Annotated in this window: 15 protein-coding genes; 10 read left to right on the forward strand and 5 right to left on the reverse strand. The window is 61.8% G+C overall.

Annotated elements, in window-relative coordinates; all coding sequences use genetic code 11:
• Nucleotides 1–80 precede the first annotated feature (80 nt).
• Nucleotides 81–1319, forward strand: a complete 1239-nt coding sequence (gene entS / locus AA74_RS0114985) for an enterobactin transporter EntS (RefSeq protein WP_025912696.1) — start codon at nucleotides 81–83, stop codon at nucleotides 1317–1319.
• A 77-nt stretch (nucleotides 1320–1396) separates the two neighbouring features.
• On the opposite strand, the gene fepB is transcribed toward entS, so the two are convergent.
• The gene (gene fepB / locus AA74_RS0114990; protein ID WP_025912697.1) at nucleotides 1397–2356 is read right to left on the reverse strand and encodes a Fe2+-enterobactin ABC transporter substrate-binding protein; all 960 of its coding nucleotides are present in this window, start codon (nucleotides 2354–2356) and stop codon (nucleotides 1397–1399) included.
• Nucleotides 2357–2544: 188 nt separating this feature from the next.
• Here fepB and entC point away from each other — a divergent pair, with 188 nt between their 5' ends.
• The 7 genes from entC to AA74_RS0115025 all read left to right on the forward strand — a co-directional run bounded on the left by entC (nucleotide 2545) and on the right by AA74_RS0115025 (nucleotide 9880).
• The gene (gene entC, locus AA74_RS0114995; protein ID WP_025912698.1) at nucleotides 2545–3720 is read left to right on the forward strand and encodes an isochorismate synthase EntC; all 1176 of its coding nucleotides are present in this window, start codon (nucleotides 2545–2547) and stop codon (nucleotides 3718–3720) included.
• Nucleotides 3721–3729: 9 nt separating this feature from the next.
• Nucleotides 3730–5340: a (2,3-dihydroxybenzoyl)adenylate synthase EntE gene (gene entE / locus AA74_RS0115000; protein ID WP_025912699.1), complete on the forward strand. Its 1611-nt coding sequence runs from the start codon at nucleotides 3730–3732 to the stop codon at nucleotides 5338–5340.
• A 10-nt stretch (nucleotides 5341–5350) separates the two neighbouring features.
• On the forward strand, nucleotides 5351–6205 hold the full coding sequence (locus AA74_RS0115005) for an isochorismatase (RefSeq protein WP_025912700.1): 855 nt from the start codon (nucleotides 5351–5353) through the stop codon (nucleotides 6203–6205).
• Entirely contained in the window at nucleotides 6205–6957 is a 753-nt protein-coding gene (gene entA / locus AA74_RS0115010) for a 2,3-dihydro-2,3-dihydroxybenzoate dehydrogenase EntA (RefSeq protein WP_025912701.1), read from the forward strand. The genes AA74_RS0115005 and entA overlap by 1 nt, the downstream gene beginning before the upstream one ends.
• Complete coding sequence (gene entH, locus AA74_RS0115015; protein WP_008500995.1) at nucleotides 6958–7371, forward strand: proofreading thioesterase EntH; 414 nt, start codon at nucleotides 6958–6960, stop codon at nucleotides 7369–7371.
• Nucleotides 7372–7516: 145 nt separating this feature from the next.
• Complete coding sequence (gene cstA, locus AA74_RS0115020) at nucleotides 7517–9622, forward strand: pyruvate/proton symporter CstA (protein ID WP_025912702.1); 2106 nt, start codon at nucleotides 7517–7519, stop codon at nucleotides 9620–9622.
• 60 nt (nucleotides 9623–9682) lie between these two features.
• Nucleotides 9683–9880, forward strand: a complete 198-nt coding sequence (locus tag AA74_RS0115025) for a YbdD/YjiX family protein (protein ID WP_006809671.1) — start codon at nucleotides 9683–9685, stop codon at nucleotides 9878–9880.
• Here the strand turns inward: AA74_RS0115025 and AA74_RS0115030 are convergent.
• From AA74_RS0115030 to AA74_RS0115045, 4 genes are all read right to left on the reverse strand, one after another.
• Nucleotides 9877–10281, reverse strand: a complete 405-nt coding sequence (locus AA74_RS0115030; RefSeq protein ID WP_008500997.1) for a helix-turn-helix domain-containing protein — start codon at nucleotides 10279–10281, stop codon at nucleotides 9877–9879. The two genes, AA74_RS0115025 and AA74_RS0115030, sit on opposite strands and share 4 nt — an antisense overlap.
• On the reverse strand, nucleotides 10262–10558 hold the full coding sequence (locus tag AA74_RS0115035) for a type II toxin-antitoxin system RelE/ParE family toxin (protein WP_023326881.1): 297 nt from the start codon (nucleotides 10556–10558) through the stop codon (nucleotides 10262–10264). The genes AA74_RS0115030 and AA74_RS0115035 overlap by 20 nt, the downstream gene beginning before the upstream one ends.
• A 183-nt stretch (nucleotides 10559–10741) precedes the next feature.
• A complete protein-coding gene (locus AA74_RS0115040) occupies nucleotides 10742–11485 on the reverse strand; it encodes an SDR family NAD(P)-dependent oxidoreductase (RefSeq protein ID WP_008500999.1) in 744 nt (247 codons plus the stop codon).
• A 57-nt stretch (nucleotides 11486–11542) separates the two neighbouring features.
• Nucleotides 11543–12631: an oxidoreductase gene (locus tag AA74_RS0115045; protein ID WP_025912703.1), complete on the reverse strand. Its 1089-nt coding sequence runs from the start codon at nucleotides 12629–12631 to the stop codon at nucleotides 11543–11545.
• 159 nt (nucleotides 12632–12790) lie between these two features.
• On the opposite strand from AA74_RS0115045, the gene AA74_RS0115050 reads away from it, so the two are divergent.
• Both AA74_RS0115050 and AA74_RS0115055 read left to right on the forward strand, forming a co-directional pair.
• A complete protein-coding gene (locus AA74_RS0115050; RefSeq protein WP_025912704.1) occupies nucleotides 12791–14293 on the forward strand; it encodes a sugar ABC transporter ATP-binding protein in 1503 nt (500 codons plus the stop codon).
• Nucleotides 14290–15285, forward strand: a complete 996-nt coding sequence (locus tag AA74_RS0115055; protein ID WP_021242603.1) for an ABC transporter permease — start codon at nucleotides 14290–14292, stop codon at nucleotides 15283–15285. The genes AA74_RS0115050 and AA74_RS0115055 overlap by 4 nt, the downstream gene beginning before the upstream one ends.
• Nucleotides 15286–15289 lie beyond the last annotated feature (4 nt).

Here is a 15289-nt window from a genome sequence, read left to right on the forward strand (position 1 = left end):
TGATTATCGTTATCTATCTTATTTGGCTATGTTAGCATGTGCGCCCATGGAATGGGTAGAATTACACTCAAGGCTTTGTCATGAATCAAAAATCCTGGCTGCTCAACCTCAGCCTGCTTAAAACGCACCCGGCGTATCGCGCCGTGTTTATTGCCCGCTTTATCTCCATTTTATCCCTCGGCCTGCTCGGCGTGGCCGTGCCGGTACAGATCCAGACGATGACCCACTCCAGCTGGCTGGTAGGGCTATCCGTCACCTTAACCGGCGGGGCGATGTTTATCGGCCTGATGGTCGGCGGCGTGCTGGCGGACCGCTACGAGCGTAAAAAGCTGATCCTGCTGGCGCGCGGCACCTGCGGCGTGGGCTTTATCGGGCTGTGTCTGAACGCCATGCTCCCTGAGCCGTCGCTGATGGTCATTTATGCCCTCGGGCTGTGGGACGGCTTCTTCGCCTCGTTAGGCGTGACGGCGCTGCTGGCGGCGACGCCCGCGCTGGTCGGGCGCGAGAACCTGATGCAGGCGGGGGCGATCACCATGCTCACCGTGCGCCTCGGCTCGGTGATTTCGCCGATGGTGGGCGGCCTGCTGCTGGCAACCGGCAACGTGGCGTGGAACTACGGCCTGGCCGCGGCGGGGACGTTTATCACCACGCTGACGCTGCTGCGCCTGCCGCTGCTGCCACCTCCGCCGCAGCCGCGCGAGCATCCGCTGAAGTCCCTGATGGCCGCGATTCGTTTCCTGTTCAGCAACCCGCTGATTGGCGGGATTGCGCTGCTCGGCGGCCTGCTGACGATGGCGAGCGCGGTGCGCGTGCTCTACCCGGCGCTGGCGGGCGAGTGGCAGATGAGCGCCTCGGAAATAGGCATTCTCTACGCCGCCATTCCGCTCGGTGCGGCCTGCGGGGCGCTGGCCAGCGGCAACCTGGCACAGAGCGCGCGGCCGGGGTTGATTATGCTGCTTGCCACGCTGGCCTCGTTTATCGCCATTGGCTTCTTCAGCCTGATGCCGGTCTGGGCGCTGGGGGTGATGTGTCTGGTGATCTTCGGCTGGCTGAGCGCCATCAGCTCGCTGCTGCAGTACACCCTGATCCAGACCCAGACGCCGGAAGGAATGCTCGGGCGCATTAACGGCCTGTGGACCGCGCAAAACGTCACGGGCGATGCCATTGGCGCGGCGATCCTCGGCGGTCTGGGGGCGATAATGACCCCGGCGGCGTCCGCGAGCAGCAGCGGGTTTGTGTTAGCAATGGTTGGTGTGATCTTATTGGTGGCGCTGGTGGAATTGCGCCGGTTCAGGCAGGAGAGTGTGGTGACCTTGTAGGTCGGGTAAGGCGGAGCCGCCACCCGACAAAACGCCCGGTGGCGCTGCGCTTACCGGGCCTACGGGGATCGTGCCTGTTATTTAAACATCGCATTCAAACGCTGCAACACCAGCATCGCGCTGTAATAATCCAGGCGGAACGTCTCGGTTCCCAACGCCCATACGCGCTTGTTTTTTACCGACGGCAGGTGCGCCAGCAGCGGGTTAGCGTAAATCGCCGCCACGTCTTTCTCGTCACCGGCAAACACAAACAGCCCTTCGCCGTTCAGCCCCGTCGCCAGGTTTTCACCGCCCAGCTGGATAATGTCGTGGCGCTTGCCCTGGCTTGTTGAGGTCTGCAACCCGGCAGGCAGGTCCGCCAGCGTAAAGCCCAGCTGGTGCAGCAGCTTGCCCTGCGCCGATTCCGTGGTCCACAGGTTGGCGGAATGCGCGGCGGCGGTGTAGACGATGGCGTTCACCGGCTGCGGCGGCAGCGTCATCTGCTGTTTCACCTGCGCGAGCTGTTTATCAAACGCGGCAATGCGCTCTGCGGCCTGCTTTTCGTGTCCGGTGATCGCGCCCAGCTGGGTCAGCAGCGCCTGCCAGCTCTTGTCGTCGTAGTTGATGATAAGTGTCGGCGCAATGGCGGAAAGCTGATCGTACAGCGCCAGCGCGGAATCCCCGCCGGTAGCGCTGATCAAAATCAGGTCAGGCATTTGCGCGGCCACCGCTTCAGCGCTGGGCTCGCCGATATACAGCCGGGCAACCTTGCGCTGCTTCGCGATATCGCCCCACTGGCGCAGGAAACCCTGTCCATCCGCCACGCGGTTGTTCGGCGTGGTCGCGCCGCTGGCGACGACCGGTGCGTCAATGGCCAACAGGGAGCCGGTTAAGGTCACGCTGGTGGAGACAATGCGCGTCGGTTTGCTCTCAAGCGTGTGAACGCCGCGGCTGTCGGTCACCTGACGGGGCCAGTCGGCGGCAGCGGCTGAGGTAAGTCCTAAAACAAAAAGTGATAATAAAAGCAGGGGATTACGGAAAACGGCAGGGAATTTCACAGCGCGGGATCCTGTTTTTGTTGGAGATAATGCTTCTCATTTTCATGGTTGCCGCAACGGGATGCAAGCTTTTGTCGCACAAGTTATTTGCCCGACGGTTGACAGCGAAGCGATGTGGGATTAGGTTAGCCGACGAAAATATAAATGATAATCATTATTGCTTCTTTTATCATTTTGAGGAGGATGATATGGATACGTCCCTGGCTGAGGAAGTTCAGCACGCCGCAACCACGCTGGAATCAGACCGTTTTTTCTTTATGTCACCTTACCGCAGCTTTACCACGTCAGGCTGCTTTGCCCGCTTCAGTGAACCCGCCGTCGGCGGTGACGATCCGGCGGGTCGCTTCCAGCAAAAATTAGCCCAGGCCTTCCGCACGGCAAAAGCCAGCGGTATTGCTCACCCGGTGATGGTGGGGGCGATCCCGTTCGACACCCGCAAGCCCTCGTCGCTGTTTATTCCGCAACGCTGGGAGACCTTTTCCCGTCCCGCACGTCAGCAGTCCGCACGCTATTTTTCCGGCGCGCAGGCCCTGAAGGTGACACAACGCGCCGAGATCCCGCCGCAGCCCGTCTTCGAAGAGATGGTCGCTCGCGCCGCGTCGCTGACCGCCACGCCGCAGGTGAACAAGGTGGTCCTGTCGCGCCTGATTGATATCGCGACCGACAAACGCCCGGACAGCGGCGCCCTGATGGAGCGCCTGATCGCCCAGAACCCGGCGAGCTTCAACTTCCACGTGCCGCTGGAAGACGGCGGGGTGCTGCTGGGCGCCAGCCCGGAGCTGCTGCTGCGCAAAGAGGGGGCGCACTTTAGCTCGCTGCCGCTGGCGGGCTCCGCGCGCCGTCAGCCTGACGATGTGCTGGATCGCGAGGCGGGCAACAAGCTGCTGGCCTCCGAAAAGGACCGTCACGAGCACGACCTGGTCACCCAGGCGATGAAGGCCATTCTGGCACCGCGCAGCCACCATCTCAGCATGCCTGATTCTCCTCAGTTGATTACCACGCCGACGCTGTGGCATCTGGCGACGCCGGTTGAAGGCGAGGCGCGTGAAAACGAGAACGCCCTGACCCTGGCCTGCCTGCTGCACCCGACTCCGGCGCTGAGCGGCTTCCCGCATCAGGCGGCGAAAGAGCTGATTGCCGAACTGGAGCCGTTCGACCGCGAGCTGTTCGGTGGCATCGTTGGCTGGTGCGACAGCGAAGGCAACGGCGAGTGGGTGGTGACCATCCGCTGCGCGCGTCTTCGCGAAAATACCGTTCGCCTGTTTGCCGGCGCGGGCATTGTGCCTGCCTCCTCCCCGGTGGGCGAGTGGCGCGAGACGGACGTGAAGCTCTCCACCATGCTCAACGTTTTTGGTTTGCACTAAGGAAGACTCATGACCATTCCCTTTACCCGCTGGCCTGAGGATTTTGCCCGCCGCTACCGTGAAAAAGGCTACTGGCAGGATCTGCCGTTGACCCACATCCTGACGGATCGGGCGGACAGCGATGCGGTGGCGATTATCGATGGCGATCGCCGTATTACCTACCGCGCGCTGAATCAGGCCGTAAACAACCTGGCCTCAGCCCTTCAGGCGCGAGGATTGCAGCGCGGCGAGACGGCGCTGGTGCAGCTTGGCAACGTGGCCGAGTTCTACATGACCTTCTTCGCGCTGCTGCAAATCGGCGTCGCGCCGGTGAACGCGCTCTTTAGCCATCAGCGCAGCGAGCTGAACGCCTACGCGGCGCAGATCAAACCCGCCGTGCTGATCGCCGATCGCGACCACGCGCTGTTTGCGGGCGATGACTTCCTCAACGCTTTCGTGGGTGAACACCGTTCGGTACGCGTCGTCCTGCTTCGCGGTGACGGGGGCGAGCATGCGCTGGAGGCGGCGATTACCCGCCCGGCGGACAATTTTATTGCCAACCCGACGCCCGCCGACGAGGTGGCGTTTTTCCAGCTCTCCGGCGGCAGCACCGGCACGCCGAAGCTGATCCCGCGAACGCACAACGACTATGACTACAGCATTCGTCGCAGCAACGAGATCTGCGGCATTACCGCCGAAACGCGTTACCTGAACGCGCTGCCCGCGGCGCATAACTACGCCATGAGCTCGCCGGGGTCGTTAGGCGTTTTTACCGCGGGCGGCTGCGTGGTGCTGGCGAACGATCCGAGCGCCACGCTCTGCTTCCCGCTGATTGAACAGCATCAGATTAACGTCACCTCGCTGGTGCCGCCTGCCGTCAGCCTGTGGCTGCAGGCGATTGCCGACGGCGCGGACAGCGCGCAGCTGAAATCCCTCAAGCTGCTCCAGGTGGGGGGCGCACGCCTCTCCGCCACGCTCGCGGCGCGCATTCCGGCTGAAATTGGCTGCCAGCTTCAGCAGGTCTTCGGCATGGCGGAAGGGCTGGTGAACTACACCGCGCTCGACGATGCCCCGGAATGCATCATCAACACCCAGGGCCGCCCGATGTGCCCGGACGACGAAGTGTGGGTGGCGGACGAGCACGGCAACCCGCTGCCGCGTGGGGAGGTCGGACGCCTGATGACGCGCGGCCCGTACACCTTCCGCGGCTATTTCAACAGCCCGGAACACAACGCCAGCGCCTTCGACGCCGACGGCTTTTACTGCTCCGGGGATCTGATCGCCATTGACGAGCAGGGCTACATCACCGTGCAGGGGCGCGAGAAAGATCAGATCAACCGCGGCGGCGAAAAGATTGCCGCCGAAGAGATCGAAAACCTGCTGCTGCGCCACGAAGCGGTGATCCACGCCGCGCTGGTGAGCATGGAGGACAGCCTGCTGGGCGAGAAGAGCTGCGCGTATCTGGTGGTGAAACAGCCCCTGCGCGCGGTGGAGGTGCGCCGCTTCCTGCGCGAGCAGGGCGTCGCCGAATTCAAGCTGCCGGATCGCGTAGAGAGCGTGGATGCGCTTCCGCTGACGCCGGTCGGCAAAGTCGATAAGAAACAGTTGCGCCTGTGGCTTGCTGAACGCGCCCGGGGCTGAGGAAAAGAGTATGGCCATTCCAAAATTAACCGCTTACGCGCTGCCGACCGCCGCAGAGTTGCCGACCAGCAAGGTGAACTGGGCGTTTGAACCGGAGCGCGCCGCGCTGCTGATCCACGATATGCAGGAGTATTTCCTGAACTTCTGGGGCGAAAACAGCGCGATGATGCAGCAGGTAGTCGCGAACATCGCTAAACTGCGCGCGTACTGCAAAGAACACAATATCCCGGTGTACTACACCGCGCAGCCGAAAGAGCAGAGCGATGAAGACCGCGCCCTCCTGAACGACATGTGGGGGCCGGGCCTCACCCGCTCGCCGGAGCAGCAGCGCATCGTTGCCGAGCTGGCGCCGGACGAAGCGGACACGGTGCTGGTGAAGTGGCGCTACAGCGCGTTTCACCGCTCGCCGCTGGAGCAGATGCTGAAAGAGACCGGCCGCAACCAGCTGCTGATTACCGGCGTTTACGCCCACATCGGCTGCATGACCACCGCTACAGATGCCTTTATGCGCGACATCAAGCCGTTCTTTATTGCCGATGCGCTGGCGGACTTCACCCGCGACGAGCACCTGATGTCGCTGAACTACGTGGCAGGACGCTCGGGCCGCGTGGTGATGACCGACGAGCTGCTGCCGTCCGTTCCGGCCTCGAAGGCCGCGCTGCGCGAGCTGATCCTGCCGCTGCTGGACGAGTCCGACGAGCCGATGGATGACGAAAACCTGATCGACTACGGCCTGGATTCAGTGCGCATGATGGCGCTGGCCGCCCGCTGGCGCAAAGTACACGGCGATATCGATTTCGTGATGCTGGCAAAAAATCCGACCCTCGACGCCTGGTGGGCGCTGCTCTCCCGCGAGGTGAAGTGATGGTGTTTGATTTCACCGGCAAAACCGTCTGGGTCACGGGCGCGGGGAAGGGGATTGGCTACGCGACCGCACTGGCGTTTGCCGAAGCCGGCGCGCAGGTGACCGGGTTCGATCTGGCCTTCCCGCAGGATGATTATCCGTTTGCCACCGAAACGCTGGACGTGGCGGATGCCGGGCAGGTGCATGAGGTGTGCGGGCGCGTGCTGGCTTCGCTCGACCGCCTGGACGTGCTGGTCAACGCGGCGGGCATTCTGCGCATGGGGGCAACTGACCAGCTTTCGCAGGAGGACTGGCAGCAGACCTTCGCGGTCAACGTCGGCGGCGCATTCAATCTGTTCCAGCAGACCATGGGCCAGTTCCGCCGTCAGCAGGGCGGGGCGATTGTTACCGTGGCGTCCGACGCGGCGCACGCGCCGCGCATCGGCATGAGCGCCTACGGCGCATCGAAAGCGGCGCTGAAAAGCCTGGCCCTGACCGTCGGGCTGGAGCTGGCGGGCAGCGGCGTACGCTGCAATCTGGTGTCGCCGGGCTCAACGGATACCGATATGCAGCGCACCCTGTGGAAAAGCGACGATGCGGAGCAGCAGCGCATTCGCGGCTTCGGCGAGCAGTTTAAGCTCGGCATCCCGCTGGGCAAAATTGCCCGACCGCAGGAGATAGCTGCGACCGTGCTGTTCCTTGCCTCCGATGCCGCCAGCCATATCACCCTGCAGGATATCGTGGTGGACGGCGGCTCCACGCTGGGGGCGTAAATGATCTGGAAACGTCATTTATCGCTTGAGGAGCTGAACGCCACCAGCGTGAATACCCTGGTGGCGAACCTGGGCATCGTCTATACCCGCCTCGGGGATGACGCGCTGGAAGCGGAGATGCCGGTGGATGCGCGTACCCATCAGCCGTTTGGCCTGCTGCACGGCGGGGCCTCGGCGGCGCTGGCGGAAACGCTCGGCTCAATGGCCGGATTTCTGATGACCCGCGACGGGCAGAGCGTGGTGGGCACGGAGCTGAACGCCACGCATCATCGGGCCGTTTCCCACGGCAAGGTTCGCGGCGTGTGTCAGCCGCTGCATCTTGGGCGTTCGAGCCAGAGCTGGGAGATTGGGGTCTTCGACGAGCAGGGGCGGCGGTGCTGTACCTGCCGGTTGAGTACGATGGTGTTGGGCTAACTCAGATCAAAGTGATCGGCTTAACACTGTGGTGTAAATCTCTGGTTTGACCACGCATTATTGCGTTTCAAAGTTGTTAAATTTTTCCGGTTGTTCTAGAAACAAAATGTAACATCTCACTGTTTCACGACAACGGACAACAATTATGAACAACTCAGGGAAATACCTTACATGGGCAGGGCTCTCCGTTGTGGGAGCTTTTGCCCTGGGCTATATCGCCCTCAACCGGGGGGAGCAGATCAACGCGCTCTGGATCGTCGTTGCCTCGGTCTGCGTTTACCTGATCGCCTATCGTTTTTATGGCCGCTATATCGCCAAGAACGTCCTGGGCGTTGATGCAACGCGCATGACGCCTGCCGTCCGCCATAACGACGGTCTGGACTATGTGCCGACCGACAAGAAAGTGCTGTTCGGTCACCATTTTGCGGCGATTGCCGGGGCAGGCCCGCTGGTGGGGCCGGTGCTGGCGGCGCAAATGGGTTACCTGCCGGGTATGATCTGGATCCTCGCCGGGGTGGTGCTGGCGGGGGCGGTGCAGGACTTTATGGTGCTGTTCGTCTCTACCCGCCGCGACGGACGTTCGCTGGGTGAGCTGGTGAAAGAGGAGATGGGGGCCACTGCCGGGGTGATTGCGCTGGTGGCGACCTTTATGATCATGGTGATCATCCTCGCGGTGCTGGCGATGATCGTGGTGAAAGCGCTGACCCACAGCCCGTGGGGAACCTATACCGTTGCCTTTACCATTCCGCTGGCGCTGTTCATGGGGATCTACATCCGCTACCTGCGTCCGGGCCGCATTGGTGAAGTGTCGGTGATTGGCCTAGTATTCCTCGTGTTCGCCATTATCTCCGGCGGCTGGGTGGCGGAAAGCCCGACCTGGGCGCCGTTCTTCGACTTTACCGGCGTGCAGCTGACCTGGATGCTGGTGGGCTACGGCTTTGTGGCGGCGGTGCTGCCGGTATGGCTGCTGCTGGCCCCGCGTGACTACCTCTCTACCTTCCTGAAAATCGGCACCATTGTCGGGCTGGCAATCGGTATTCTGATTATGCGCCCAACGCTGACCATGCCGGCGTTAACCAAATTTATCGACGGTACCGGCCCGGTCTGGACCGGCAATCTGTTCCCGTTCCTGTTTATTACCATCGCCTGCGGTGCGGTGTCGGGCTTCCACGCGCTGATCTCCTCCGGGACGACGCCGAAGATGCTGGCGAATGAAAATCAGGCCTGCCTGATTGGCTACGGCGGCATGCTGATGGAGTCCTTCGTGGCGATTATGGCGCTGGTATCCGCCTGTATTATCGACCCGGGCGTGTATTTCGCGATGAACAGCCCGATGGCGGTCCTGGCCCCGGCCGGCACCGTTGACGTGGTAGCGTCTGCCGCGCAGGTGGTGAGCGGCTGGGGCTTTGCCATTACCCCGGAAACGCTGACGCATATCGCTAATGAGGTAGGCGAGCAGTCGATTATCTCCCGCGCAGGCGGGGCACCAACGCTGGCGGTGGGCATGGCCTACATCCTGCACGGCGCGCTGGGCGGGCTGATGGATGTCTCGTTCTGGTATCACTTCGCCATTCTGTTTGAAGCGCTGTTTATCCTGACGGCGGTGGATGCGGGAACCCGTGCGGCGCGCTTTATGCTGCAGGATCTGCTGGGGGTGATCTCCCCGAACCTGAAGCGGACCGATTCGCTCCCGGCTAACCTGCTGGCGACGGCGCTGTGCGTGCTGGCGTGGGGCTATTTCCTGCATCAGGGCGTGGTCGATCCGCTGGGCGGGATTAACACCCTGTGGCCGCTGTTCGGTATCGCCAACCAGATGCTGGCGGGCATGGCGCTGATGCTCTGTGCGGTGGTGCTGTTCAAGATGAAGCGCCAGCGTTACGCGTGGGTGGCGCTGGTGCCGACCGCGTGGCTGCTGGTCTGTACCCTGACGGCGGGCTGGCAGAAGGCCTTCAGCCCGGACAACAAGGTGGGCTTCCTGGCGATCGCCAACAAGTTCCAGGCGATGATCGACAGCGGCAAGATCCCGGCACAGTACACCGAATCGCAGCTGTCGCAGCTGGTGTTTAACAACCGTCTGGACGCCGGGCTGACCATCTTCTTTATGGTGGTGATCGTGGTGCTGGCGTTGTATTCTCTCAGGACCGCGCTGGCGGCATTGAAAGTCGACGCGCCAACGGCGAAAGAGACGCCGTATGAGCCAATGCCTGAAAACCTGGAAGAGATTGTGACCCAGGCCAAAGGGGCGCATTAACCTGTGTGCCGGGTGGCGGCTTCGCCTTACCCGGCCTACATTCCCTGTGAGATCAAAACTATGTTCGACACCCTTTCCAAAGCCGGTAAGTACCTGGGACAGGCCGCCAAAATGATGATTGGCGTGCCGGACTACGACAACTACGTCGAGCATATGCGCGTCAATCATCCAGACCAGACGCCCATGACCTACGAAGAATTTTTCCGTGACCGCCAGGACGCCCGCTACGGCGGCAAGGGCGGGGCGAAGTGCTGTTAACCCTCTTTCGGGAGATAGAGGCTGATCTGCTCCTGCTTACAGCCGTAGATCGCCGCCAGCTTTTCGCGGGTGCGCTTTTGCGGACGGGAGTCCAGCGCTTCCAGCTGTGACACGGCGGACTGGCTGATGCCGAGTTTCTCCGCCACCTCCTGCTGGGATAGCCCGCGCAGGATACGCCACGCGGCCTGCAGGCTGACGTTCTGCCAGGTCATGATGCTGCACACGTCTCCGGGCAATTCCACGTCATCCAGACTATCGTGTTCGACCTCAATATCCTCCAGATCGTCATCGGTTTCGTCGTCGATCTCTGCCATCTGTGAGCACATGCGGAAGTATTCGTGATAAGGAATAACCACATACTGCGTTTTACCGTTATCGTCCTTAATTAGCTGAACAGCCATAGGTGGCTTTCTCCTCATGCAGGTAAGTCGTTGAAGTTCTGCGCTTGACGGCTAAAACATAACAATGGTTATCGGGATCGTCCCGAAGCGTATAGATGATGCGGTAATCGCCAACGCGTAGCCGGAAATGATTTTCTGTCGCCGATATTTTTTTGATATCGGGCCGGGGTGCCGAGCGATCATCCAGTTCGGCAAGCTTTACCTCAATGCGGCGTTGATACCGCTCGTCAATTCTGGAAAAAGCCTTTTTTGCACCATTAGACCAGACAATCTTCATCCGTACCTCCACTGTACGCCCACACAAAATATAAGGAAATAATAAGACTATTAGATAAATTCCGAATTTCTTATGGGGTACTGTAGAGCGGACATAAAACGGAAGTAAGCGGTAAAAAGCGAAACATCGAGGCGGCTCGACAAGGCCTCTGCCGGGCGACAGAGGCTTGCAGAAAAGGTGCGATCAGGCGTTCAACCCGCCGTCGACATCCAGCCCTGTGCCGGAGATCTGCCCGGCGGCCGGGCTGGCAAGGAAGGTGACCGCCGCCGCGATATCTTCCGGCTGGCCGTAGTGGCCGACCGCAATCATCTGGCGCTGGGCTTCCGCCTGTTCGCCGTCTTCCGGGTTCATATCGCTGTTGGTGGGGCCGGGATGCACCAGGTTAACGGTAATGCCGCGCGGGCCCAGATCGCGCGCCAGGCCGCGGGTGAGGGAGTTAAGGGCAGACTTGGTCATCGAGTAAACGGCAATGCCCGGCATCGCCACGCGGTTCGCCAGACAGCTGCCGATGTTGATGATGCGCCCGCCGTCGGACATGTGCACCAGCGCTTCCTGAATGGCGATCACCACGCCGCGAATGTTGACGTTGATCAGCGCGTCGATGTCCGCCAGGGTCATGGACTCCAGCGGGCCGCCGCGCGCGATACCCGCGTTGTTGACCAGAATGTCCAGCCCGCCAAGGGAACGCGCTGCATGGGTGACGGCATCCTGAATCGCCTGCGCGCTGGCGCTGTCGGCCTGAATCGCTTCGCCGTGCCGCCCAAGCGCCTTAATTTCATCGGCGACCGCCTGGGCTTTATCGGCGGATTTTTCATACGTAATAACCACATCGGCACCGGCGCGTGCCAGCGACAGCGCGATAGCCCGACCCAATCCACGGCTGGCGCCGGTAACCAGCGCCTTTTTACCTGTTAAATCGATCTGCATGATGACCTCGTGACGAGAGTGGTGAGAATCATCATTAGGTATAGCCTGTCGGCGCGATTAACGGCTGAAGGATTCCACCTTCTCAAACGCGGCGCGCAGAACGTCGGGCGTTAACGTCACCGGCAGAGAGTGAATTGACTCCACCGGACGCAGGGTGTGGGCTATCACCTTATCCAGCTCGTCACGGTTGTGAATATCGACGTCCAGCGCGCGAAGCGTGGTCGGCAGGTTAAAGCGCCGGTACGCCGCCACCAGCTGCGCCAGCACGTCGTCCTGGCCGAGCAGGGCGCTCTGAACCAGAATGCCGTAGGCCACCTTGGTGCCGTGCAGGTATTTTTCCGTCTGCGGCAGCACGGTTAAGCCGTTGTGCACCGCATGCGCCGCCGCCACGCGGGTATAGCGCTCGCCCAGACCGCCGACCATCCCGCCGCCGGCGATAATCGCGTCCACCACGTCCCGGAACGCCTGCGTCTGTTCGCCGCGCTGCTGGTCGGCCAGCGCTTCCTCACTGTGCTCCAGCAGCACGTCGCGGATCGCCAGCGCGCCGTTAAGGCCAAGCCGCACGGTCAGTGGCAGGTTCTCCGGCTCAGGTGCCAACACCACCGCTTCGTACCATTTCGCCAGCGTATCGCCGATGCCCGCCAGCAGATACTCCGCCGGGGCGTTGAGAACGATCTGCGGCTCCACCAGCACCAGGAAGTTGGCGTCGTCGAAGATCTCAAACTGCAGCGCCTGACCAGCATCGTTGTACCAGACGGAGAGTGGCGTCCACGCCGCGCAGGTGGCGGCAATGGTGGGGATGCCCACGAACGGCACCCCCAGACGACGCGCTACGGCCTTGACGGCATCCTGTACCGCACCGCCGCCGACGCCAATCACCACGCTGGCGTCACTGCCGGATTCGTCCACCAGATGGGTGACGTCGCGCTCGCTGCAGTGGCCTTTAAAAAGCAGGTGTTTCGCTCCCGGCGCGTGAAAGCTCTCCGGCAGGAACGGGCGCGCACCGTCGATAGCGCGCTCGCCGTAAATCCACACCGCGCGGGAAAGCTGCTCCGGGGTAAAGAAGTCATTCAGACGCGCAAGGCTTCCGGAATGGGAGAAGTAGTTCGCCGGGCCAGGCACGACGCGGATATCGGTGTTGCTCATGGTGTTGTCCTTTTTTAGCAAGCGCTAACCCGATGTTATGTCTGGACATCCGGATGGCTAATAATATTTCGCTTTAACTTATGCCTTTTCCGTCGTTGTCAGTCAACCGGAGCTGTGAAAAATTCGATAAATCAGAAGAGTTATGAAGGATTTACGCGGATGGTTTCCAGTCGCCTTGAGATGCGCGGTATCAGCCTGGCCTTTTCCGGCTTTCAGGCGCTGTCGCGCGTGAACTTCACCTTAACCGGCGGATCGGTACATGCGCTGACCGGCGCCAACGGCGCGGGGAAATCGACGCTGATGGCGGTGCTGTGCGGGACGCACGACCACTATGAGGGCGAAATCTCCATCAATAACCAGCCGGTAAGCATCCGCGAGCCGCTCGATGCCAAACGGCTGGGGATCCACCTCGTGCAGCAGGAGGTGGACGTGGCCCTGATCCCGGGATTAAGCATCGCCGAGAACATCATGCTCGACCAGCTGGCGCAGCCGGGGCATCGCTTCAGCTGGCGCGCCGTCCGCCAGCAGGCGAGACAGGCGCTGGCGCAGCTGGATGTTTCTCTGGACGTTCGCCGCTCCATCGACAGCTGCACGCTTGCCGAAAAGCAGCAGATTTTGCTGGCGCGCGCCCTGTCACACCACTGCCGTTTTCTCATTCTTGATGAGCCCACCGCGCCGCTGGACGCGCACGAGAGCGAGCGCCTGTTTGCGGTGGTGAGACGGTTAAAGCAGCAGGGCATCGGCGTGGTGTTTATCTCACACCGCATTCACGAGCTGAAGGCCATCTGCGACACCCTGACGGTACTGCGCGACGGCAAGCTGATTGAGTCCGGCCCGATGGCCGATCTGAGCGGCGAAGCGATCGTCGAGAAGATGCTCGGCCACGTGCTCAGCGATATCTATCCGCCCGCGCGGCCGCCGCACGGCGACGAAACGCTGCTGCGGGTTGAAGGGCTGCACGACGACGCGCTGCTGAAAGATATCTCGCTGCACCTGCGCAAGGGCGAAATTCTCGGCATTGCCGGGCTGGCGGGCGCGGGCAAAACCGAACTCTGTAAGGCGCTGTTTGGCGCCAGCAAAAGCCGCGTCGCGCGCGGCGAGCTGAACCATCAGGACTGGAAACCGCGCGACCCGGCGGACTCGGTGCTGCGCGGCCTGGCGCTGGTGCCGGAAGAGCGGCGCAAAGAGGGCATTTTTATCGACGAGCCGGTGAGCATGAATCTTGCCGTGTGCGCCGATAACAGCTTTTCGCGCTGGAGCCTGTTCGGCCATCGTCAGGCGTGGCGCTGGGCGGAGGAGGTGATCGCCCGCGTCGGCGTGCGCGCCCGCGGACCCGGGCAGGTTTTGCGACGTCTCTCCGGCGGCAATCAGCAGAAGATCGCCATCGGCAAATGGCTGCGCAATGACGCGAGCGTGCTGATCTTCGACGAGCCGACCAAAGGCGTGGACGTGAAGGCCAAAACCGATCTGTTCCAGCTGATTGACGGCCTGGCGCGCGAGGGCAAAGGGGTGATTTACGCCTCGGGCGAATTTGCCGAACTGGTCGGGCTGTGCGACCGCATCTGCGTGCTGTGGGACGGGCGCATCGTGGCGGAGATCGCCGGGGCCGAGGCCCGTGAAGAGACACTACTTTATTATTCAACCGGAGGAACGGCGTCGTGAGTAAGGCCCTTTCAGTAAACGCGACGGCGTCTGGCCGTCAGCAGATTTTCGATTTTCTCTACAAGTGGGGCATGCTGTTAACCGTCGTCGCGCTGGTGGCCGTCTTTGGCCTGGCGTCGGACAGCTTCCTCGATCCGAACAACATCATCAATATTCTGCGTTCGATTGCCATCGTGACGGTGATTGCCATCGGCGTGTCGATCTCGCTGACCATCGGCGGGTTCGATCTCTCCGTGGGGTCTACCGCGTCGCTGGCGAACGCGCTGGTGATTTCGCTTTTCGTCTGGCACGGCTTCGGCACCACCGAGTCGATTCTGATCACCCTAGCGCTCTGCACGCTGGTCGGCCTGTTTAACGCCTTTCTGATCGTTATCCTGCGCATTCCGGACATGCTCGCGACGCTGGCCAGCCTGTTTGTCATTCAGGGCGTGGCGATGACCTACAGCTACGGCGGGTCGATTACCGAGAACATGGTGCTGCCGAGCGGCGACATGGCGGAAGGCACCATCCCTGCGACGTTCAGCCTGCTGGGACAGGTACCGACTATCGTGATCGTCATGCTGGTGGTGACCGTGCTGGCGCAGCTGGGCCTCTCATTGACCACTCACGGACGCCGGATGTACGCCATTGGCGGTAACCCGGAAGCGGCGCGTCTCTCGGGGATTCGCACCACGCGCTACAAGGTGGCGGCCTACGTGATTGCCTCCCTGCTGGCGGGCCTGGGCGGGATTTTGCTGGCCTCGCGCATTGGCTCGTCGCAGGTGAACGCGGGCGGCGGTTATCTGATGGATGCGGTGGCGGCGGCGTGGATCGGCTTCTCGCTGGCCGGGTCCGGCAAGCCGAATGCCCTGGGCACGCTGGTGGGGGCGGTGATTCTCGGCGTGCTGTCGAACGGGCTGGTGATGCTCTCCGTGCCGTATTACGCCATGGACATTATAAAAGGGCTGGTGCTCGCGGTAGCGCTGGCGATTACCTACATACAAAAACGCTGACAAC

Source organism: Enterobacter sp. 5-4, from assembly GCF_000612205.1.
Classification (GTDB): Bacteria; Pseudomonadota; Gammaproteobacteria; order Enterobacterales; family Enterobacteriaceae; genus Enterobacter; species Enterobacter roggenkampii.

Coding starts and splice junctions, on each gene's coding strand:
- cstA (WP_025912702.1), top strand. CDS start 7,517: ATGAACAACTCAGGGAAATACCTTACATGGGCAGGGCTCTCCGTTGTG.
- AA74_RS0115030 (WP_008500997.1), bottom strand. CDS start 10,281: ATGGCTGTTCAGCTAATTAAGGACGATAACGGTAAAACGCAGTATGTG.
- entA (WP_025912701.1), top strand. CDS start 6,205: ATGGTGTTTGATTTCACCGGCAAAACCGTCTGGGTCACGGGCGCGGGG.
- AA74_RS0115040 (WP_008500999.1), bottom strand. CDS start 11,485: ATGCAGATCGATTTAACAGGTAAAAAGGCGCTGGTTACCGGCGCCAGC.
- entE (WP_025912699.1), top strand. CDS start 3,730: ATGACCATTCCCTTTACCCGCTGGCCTGAGGATTTTGCCCGCCGCTAC.
- AA74_RS0115025 (WP_006809671.1), top strand. CDS start 9,683: ATGTTCGACACCCTTTCCAAAGCCGGTAAGTACCTGGGACAGGCCGCC.
- entC (WP_025912698.1), top strand. CDS start 2,545: ATGGATACGTCCCTGGCTGAGGAAGTTCAGCACGCCGCAACCACGCTG.
- entS (WP_025912696.1), top strand. CDS start 81: ATGAATCAAAAATCCTGGCTGCTCAACCTCAGCCTGCTTAAAACGCAC.
- AA74_RS0115005 (WP_025912700.1), top strand. CDS start 5,351: ATGGCCATTCCAAAATTAACCGCTTACGCGCTGCCGACCGCCGCAGAG.
- entH (WP_008500995.1), top strand. CDS start 6,958: ATGATCTGGAAACGTCATTTATCGCTTGAGGAGCTGAACGCCACCAGC.
- AA74_RS0115035 (WP_023326881.1), bottom strand. CDS start 10,558: ATGAAGATTGTCTGGTCTAATGGTGCAAAAAAGGCTTTTTCCAGAATT.
- AA74_RS0115045 (WP_025912703.1), bottom strand. CDS start 12,631: ATGAGCAACACCGATATCCGCGTCGTGCCTGGCCCGGCGAACTACTTC.
- AA74_RS0115050 (WP_025912704.1), top strand. CDS start 12,791: ATGGTTTCCAGTCGCCTTGAGATGCGCGGTATCAGCCTGGCCTTTTCC.